The organism is Polaromonas sp. P3_C2, from assembly GCF_056402675.1.
In genome coordinates, this window is the sequence record NZ_JBFUGX010000179.1 from 1 (window position 1) to 7,033 (window position 7,033).

Consider the following 7,033-nt stretch of genomic DNA (forward strand, 5'->3'; position numbering starts at 1 on the left):
GCTCATAGGCGTCGCCGGTGCGCACGCCGTAACCGGTGATGACCTTGTCACGCTCCAGCCGCTCTATGCGGGCCTGCACTGCCGTGCGCGACAGGCTCACCTTGCGGGCGAGCAAGGCCACCGGGCAACGCGCGTTTTCACGCAGCTCGCTGAGCAATATCTGGTCTATGGCGTCAAGGTTCATGCGTTGGGGTGGGCCGCGCCCTGTTATGGGAGATGAATAGTCAAATAGAAGGTAGAAATCTTCTATTTGTCTAAATTATGGCTTCTATTTGTATAAATTGATACTACCAACCGCCGGTACTGCGTTCCACAATCACTCAACGCCCCTCGCTTGGAGGGGCCCCCAAAGGAGCTGATATGAAAAAAATCATGGTGGTAGGCGCAGGCAAAATCGGCTCAACCATTGCCGCCCTGCTGGGCGCCAGCCAGGACTATGCGGTCACGGTGGTGGATGCATCACAGGCCGCACTGGCAGGCATGAAGGCCAGCGCCGGGGTTCAATTAAAAGTGCTGGACGTCACCGACCCTGTCGCCCTGCGCGCGGAGCTTGAAGGGCAGTTTGCGGTGCTCAGTGCGGCGCCGTTTCATCTCACCACGTCCATTGCCGAAGCTGCCGTGGCAGCCGGTGTGCACTACCTGGATCTGACCGAAGACGTGGCCAGCACGCGGCGCGTACGTGAACTGGCCGCCACCGCGCGCTCGGCGCTGATCCCGCAGTGCGGCCTGGCGCCGGGCTTTGTGTCCATCGTGGCGGCCGACCTGTGCCGGCGGTTTGACAGCCTGCACAGCGTGCGCATGCGCGTGGGCGCCCTGCCCCAGTACCCGTCGAACGCGCTGAACTACAACCTGACCTGGAGCACCGACGGCGTCATCAACGAGTACTGCGAGCCCTGCGAAGCCATTGTGGAAGGCGTGCTGCGCGAGGTGCCGCCGCTGGCCGAGCACGAGGAGTTTTCGCTCGACGGCGTGACCTACGAGGCCTTCAATACTTCAGGCGGCTTGGGCACCTTGTGCGAGACGCTTCAAAGCAAGGTCACCAACCTCAACTACAAGACCATCCGCTACCCCGGCCACGCGGCCATCATGAAGGCCCTGCTCAACGACCTGCGCCTGCGCGACCGCCGCGGTGTGCTCAAGGACATCCTGGAAAACGCCCTGCCCACGACGATGCAGGACGTGGTCATCGTGTTCGTCACCGTGAGCGGCCAGCGCGAGGGCCGGCTGATGCAGGAGACCTACGCCCACAAGGTATACAGCCATGTGGTCGGCGGCGTGCTGCGCAGCGCGATCCAGATCACCACGGCGGCTGGTATTTGTACGGTGCTGGACTTGCTGGCTAACGGGCGGTTGCCTGCGAAGGGGTTTGTGCGGCAGGAAGATATTGCTTTGGGGGATTTTCTGGCCAACCGGTTTGGTGGGGCTTATGCGCCTTTGGTGGAGCGGGTCGCGGCTTGAGTTTTTTTAGGAAACAGGCGTTTTGATTAATTAGGGCGAGCGCTAGCAGCTATTGAATTGATAGCGGCTTCTTTTTGGGTTGTTGTTGGTTTGATGGGCGCGCGCTTTGCTGAGAGCTGCTGGCCGGGGGGTTGCCCGGCCAGCTACCGTCAGCAAAGAGCGCCTAGGCCAAGACAAGCCTGACCTGCAAAAGCCACCTACGACATCTCCGGCGCAATCATCTCCGCATACTCATAAAGCGCCTCAAGCACCACCTGCCCCTTCGCATCCGCCGTTTCCGCCAACACATCTATCTCGGCAAACAGCGCATCCACATTCCGCGCCCCGCCCTCACCCTCCAGCAGGCGCGCAGCGCGGTGCGCCTCCCAGCGTTCCGCGTCTTCGGGCGACAGGGTCTCGGCAAAGTTGCGTGCCCGGTAACGAAACACCAGCTCCCCGAGTCGTTCGTCGTCAAAGCCGATGCGGGCGTGGGCCAGCTCGGCGGGTGACAAGGCGCGCAACTGGTTCAGGCGGCGGCGGTCGGTGTTGTTGATGAAGCCGCCGTACAGGTCTTCGTCGACATCCGGCGTGGGCTCTTTGGGCCGCTGGAAGACTTCGGGCCAAATGGCGCTCATGTCGGGCAGGCTGGCCGCTTTCTCGGCGTTGGCCAGGGCTGCGGGGATGTCTACATTCCATTTGGCCGCCATCTCCGGCGACAGCGTGGCGAGCTTGCGCACGACCATGGGTGACTTGTTCAGGTGAACCGATTTGATGGGCAGGCGCAGCACACCTTCGGGCAGCTCGGCCGATTTGCTGAAGAGGCGTTGCCGCAGCGTGGCAACGTCGAGCAAAGGCAGCTCACTCGGGTCTTGCGACAAGTCCCAGGCCAGCAGCTCGTTCTTGTTCGTCGGATGCGTTGCCAGCGGCCACATGACGGCCAGGCAGCCGCGCTCTGGCGGGAACATGCCCGAGACGTGCAAAAACGGCTGGGCCGTTTGCGGGCTGGTGGGCAGGCCCAGCTCTGCGGCCACGCGGTCTTTTTTATGCAGGCCCAGGCAAAAATCAAAGAGCTTGGGTTGCGCTTTGCGGATCAGGCGGGCCAGCGCGATGGTGGCGCGCACGTCAGACAGGGCGTCGTGCGCCGACTCGTGCATGAGGCCGTTGGCACGCGCCAGGTCTTCGAGCTTGAAGCTGGGGCGTACGGCGCTGGCGTCGTCCGGCCTGCGTTCATCGGGCTTGAGCGGCCAGGCGATGCCTTCGGGCCGCAGCGCATAGGCCATGCGCACGACATCGAGCAGATCCCAGCGGCCGCAGTCGTTTTGCCATTCGCGCGCATACGGGTCAATGAGGTTGCGCCAGAACAGGTAGCGCGTGACTTCGTCGTCGAAGCGGATGGTGTTGTAGCCCACGCCGATCGTGCCGGGCTCGGCCAGCACGGCTTCGATCTGCGCGGCGAATTCGTGCTCGGCCACACCACGCTCCATGCACAACTGGGGAGTGATGCCGGTGAGCAGGCAGGACTCTGGATTGGGCAGGTAGTCGTTGGCCGGCTTGCAATAAATCATCAGCGGCTCGCCGATTTCATTGAGCTCTGCGTCGGTGCGAATGCCGGCAAACTGCGCGGGCCGGTCACGGCGCGGGTTGATGCCGAAGGTTTCGTAGTCGTGCCAGAGGAAGGTGTGGGGCATGAAGAACTCGAAGTAGGTAATTAGAGCAAGGGGGAAAACAGCCGCGCCGTGGCATCGAGCAGGCGCATCAAAAAATTCTGGGGGCGATGTGCGCGCACAGGCGCGGCGCTGAGCAGGTCGGTTTCAAACTGCGCAGCGAGCGGCCCTGCCAGCGCGGGGCCGTAGACCACGGCCATCACTTCAAAGTTGAGGCGAAAACTGCGGTTGTCGAAATTGGCGGTGCCGACCATGGCACAGCTGTCGTCGACGACCAGTGTTTTGGAGTGCAGCATGCGGGCCTTGTACTCCCAGACCTTGACACCGGCAGCGATCAGTTCGTCGAAGTAGGAGCGCGCCGCGGCGCTGACAATAAAGCTGTCGCTGCGGCGCGGCACCAGCAGGCGCACGTCGACGCCGCGCAGCGCGGCGCTGGTCAGCGCCATCAGCGCGGGCTCTCCCGGCACGAAGTAAGGCGTGGTCAGCCAGGCGCGCTGGGTGGAGGCATTGATGGCGGCCAGGTGCATGCGGTGAATCGGCTCCAGCATGTTGTCCGGCCCGCTGGTCACCACCTGCACCGGAATGTCGCCGGCTTCTTCGTCGGGCACCAGGAGGGGCAGCAGGTGCGGAAGGGTCCCGTCCGTGTCGGCTATCGATTCGCCGGTGGCGTAGGTCCAGTCTTCCAGGAAGGTGGTCTGCAGCCATCGCACCGCGCTGCCTTCAATGCGCAGGTGCACATCATGGTAGGCATCGGCGCGGGTACGCCGGTCTTCTTCATCGGTGATGTTGACGCCGCCCGTGAAGCCGACGCGGCCGTCGCAGACGACGATCTTGCGGTGGGTACGGTAGTTGGTCACCGGGCGCAGGCGGCGGCCTATGCGGGTATCGTGAAAGAACGCAATCTCGACGCCGGCAGCCTCCAGTGGCGCCAGAAACCGGCTCCCAAGCCGCTTGGAGCCGAGCGCATCGACCAGCAGCCGTACCTTGACGCCCTGCTCAGCCCTTTCGGCCAGCAGGTCACGCAGGGCAGTGCCGATGCGGTCGGGCTCAAAAATATAGTACTCGAGGTGCACATGATGGCGGGCGTCGCGGATCGCGTCGAAGATGCTGTCGAAGGTATGCGCACCCCCTGAAAGCAGCTGGACGCCGGTAGCACTGGACACCGGAAGACCGCAGGCGGCGGTTCCCAGGGCGGTCATCTGCCGCAGGGCCGGAGGTGCTCTTTCGGCCACGCCCTGCAACTGGGCCAGATCGGCATCGCCACGCGCGCCGGCGCGGCTGCGCAGCCGCTTGAGGCGCTGCTTTTTGAGGCGCTGGGGACCGAGGAAGTAGTAAATCACGAAGCCGGCAAACGGCAGCAAGGCCAGCGACAGGATCCAGCTCATGGTGGAGACCGGCGCGCGCTTTTGCATCACGATCCAGACCGACAGCACGGCAATGTAGGCACTCCATGCCAGGGAGAGGCCGGTTTTCCATTCTGAGCTGAGTTCGGGAAGGGTCAAGGCGGGGCGTCTTTTGTTTTAGGAAGCGCGGGTGAAATGAAAAAAGGCCGATAGCGTGATGCTACCGGCCTTTTTTGGGTGCGCGGAACTATCCGCTCCGCTGGATTGGTGGATCCGCGAAATGGTCAGTTGGTCTCTGCCGCTTCGGCTTCCGGCTTGGCTTTGCCTTCCTTCTTGGGCAGCGGCTGGATGTCGAGCTGGACTTCCCCGGTCTCAACGCCCTTCTCGTCCGTCGTGACCTTCATGTCCACCGTCAGGCGGCCACCGTCGGTCAGCCGGCCAAACAGCAGCTCGTCGGCCAGCGCACGGCGGATCGTGTCCTGGATCAGGCGCTGCATCGGGCGGGCACCCATCAGCGGATCAAAGCCCTTCTTGCCGAGGTACTTGCGCAACGTGTCGGTGAAGGTGACTTCCACCTTCTTCTCGGCAAGTTGCGTTTCAAGCTGCAGCAGGAATTTGTCGACCACGCGCAGGATGACGGTTTCGTCCAGTGCCTTGAAGCTGACAGTCGCGTCCAGGCGGTTGCGGAACTCGGGCGTGAACAGGCGCTTGATGTCGGCCATCTCGTCGCCGGACTCGCGCGGGTTGGTAAAGCCGATGGTCGCCTTGTTCATCGTCTCGGCACCGGCGTTGGTGGTCATGACGATGATGACGTTGCGGAAATCGGCCTTGCGCCCGTTGTTGTCCGTCAGCGTGCCGTGGTCCATGACCTGCAGCAACACGTTGAAGATGTCCGGGTGCGCCTTTTCGATCTCGTCAAGCAGCAGCACGGCGTGCGGCTTCTTCGTGATGGCCTCGGTCAGCAGGCCACCCTGGTCAAAACCGACGTAACCCGGAGGTGCGCCAATCAGGCGGCTCACGGCGTGGCGTTCCATGTACTCGGACATGTCGAAGCGGATCAACTCGATGCCCATGATGTAAGCCAGTTGCTTGGCAGCTTCCGTCTTGCCGACGCCCGTGGGGCCGGAGAACAGGAAGGAGCCGATCGGCTTGTCGTCCTTGCCCAGGCCGGAGCGCGCCATCTTGACGGCCGAGGCCAGCACTTCAAGGGCCTTGTCCTGGCCGAAGACCACGCTCTTCAGGTCGCGCTCGAGCGTCTGCAGCTTGCCGCGGTCGTCGTTGGAGACATTGGCGGGCGGGATGCGGGCGATCTTGGCGACGATCTCTTCGACCTCAGCCTTGGTGATGATCTTCTTGCGTTTGGACGCGGGCAGGATACGCTGGGCAGCGCCGGCTTCATCGATCACGTCAATGGCCTTGTCGGGCAGATGGCGGTCGTTGATGTACTTGGCGCTGAGCTCGGCAGCWGCCTGCAGGGCSGCCACGGCGTACTTGACGCTGTGGTGCTCTTCRAAGCGCGACTTCAGGCCCTTGAGGATGTCSACSGTTTCCTGCACGGTAGGCTCGACCACATCGACCTTCTGGAAGCGGCGCGACAGGGCCGCATCTTTTTCGAAGATGCCGCGGTATTCGGTGAAGGTGGTCGCGCCTATGCACTTGAGCTGGCCGCTGGACAGCGCCGGCTTGAGCAGGTTGGACGCATCCAGCGTGCCACCCGAGGCCGCACCGGCACCGATCAGGGTGTGGATTTCGTCGATAAAGAGGATGCCGTTGGGTTTGTCCTTCAGTGCCTTGAGCACGCCCTTCAGGCGTTGTTCGAAGTCACCGCGGTACTTGGTGCCGGCCAGCAACGCGCCCATATCGAGCGAGTACACATTGGCTTCGGCCAGGATCTCGGGCACGTCTTTTTGCGTGATGCGCCAGGCCAGGCCCTCGGCAATCGCGGTTTTACCCACACCGGCCTCACCGACCAGCAACGGATTGTTCTTGCGGCGGCGGCAGAGAATCTGAATGACGCGCTCGACTTCATACTGGCGGCCGATCAGCGGATCGATTTTGCCGTCCCTGGCGAGCTGGTTCAGGTTGACGGTGAATTGCTCAAGCGGTGAGGCTTTTTCGTTCTTCTCGCCGCCCTCTTCGTTCTCGGCGGCGCTCTCGCCAGCCTTGGCTGGTTCGGGCGGGTCGCTCTTCTTGATGCCGTGTGCAATGAAATTCACCACGTCCAGGCGGGTTACGCCCTGCTGGTGGAGGTAATACACGGCGTGTGAATCCTTTTCACCAAAAATGGCGACCAGCACATTGGCGCCGGTGACTTCCTTCTTGCCATTGCCGGTGGACTGTACGTGCATGATGGCGCGCTGGATCACGCGCTGGAAGCCCAGCGTGGGCTGCGTGTCGACATCGTCGGTGCCGGCGACCTGCGGGGTGTTGTCCTTGATGAAATTGGCCAACGACTTGCGCAAGTCGTCCACATTGGCTGAGCAGGCGCGCAATACCTCGGCTGCACTGGGGTTGTCCAGCAAGGCAAGCAAGAGATGCTCAACGGTGATGAACTCGTGGCGCTGCTGACGCGCCTCGACAAACGCCCTG

5 protein-coding genes are annotated in these 7,033 nt (G+C 62.7%); 1 reads left to right on the plus strand and 4 read right to left on the minus strand.

Annotation, left to right across the window (positions count from 1 at the left end; genetic code table 11):
- Nucleotides 1–184 (minus strand): Lrp/AsnC family transcriptional regulator (locus AC1DWI_RS09660; protein WP_477724742.1); only part of this gene is annotated, 184 nt, incomplete at its 3' end.
- A 176-nt stretch (nt 185–360) separates the two neighbouring features.
- Between AC1DWI_RS09660 and AC1DWI_RS09665 the strand changes: the two genes are divergently transcribed.
- A complete protein-coding gene (locus tag AC1DWI_RS09665) occupies nt 361–1,458 on the plus strand; it encodes a saccharopine dehydrogenase family protein (protein WP_477669431.1) in 1,098 nt (365 codons plus the stop codon).
- 197 nt (nt 1,459–1,655) lie between these two features.
- On the opposite strand, the gene sbcB is transcribed toward AC1DWI_RS09665, so the two are convergent.
- From sbcB to clpA, 3 genes are all read right to left on the minus strand, one after another.
- Complete coding sequence (gene sbcB, locus AC1DWI_RS09670; RefSeq protein WP_477669430.1) at nt 1,656–3,125, minus strand: exodeoxyribonuclease I; 1,470 nt, start codon at nt 3,123–3,125, stop codon at nt 1,656–1,658.
- Nucleotides 3,126–3,145: 20 nt separating this feature from the next.
- Nucleotides 3,146–4,603: a cardiolipin synthase gene (cls, locus tag AC1DWI_RS09675; protein WP_477669429.1), complete on the minus strand. Its 1,458-nt coding sequence runs from the start codon at nt 4,601–4,603 to the stop codon at nt 3,146–3,148.
- A gap of 125 nt (nt 4,604–4,728) precedes the next feature.
- The coding region (clpA, locus tag AC1DWI_RS09680; RefSeq protein ID WP_477724743.1) for an ATP-dependent Clp protease ATP-binding subunit ClpA at nt 4,729–7,033 on the minus strand (2,305 nt) is incomplete at its 5' end.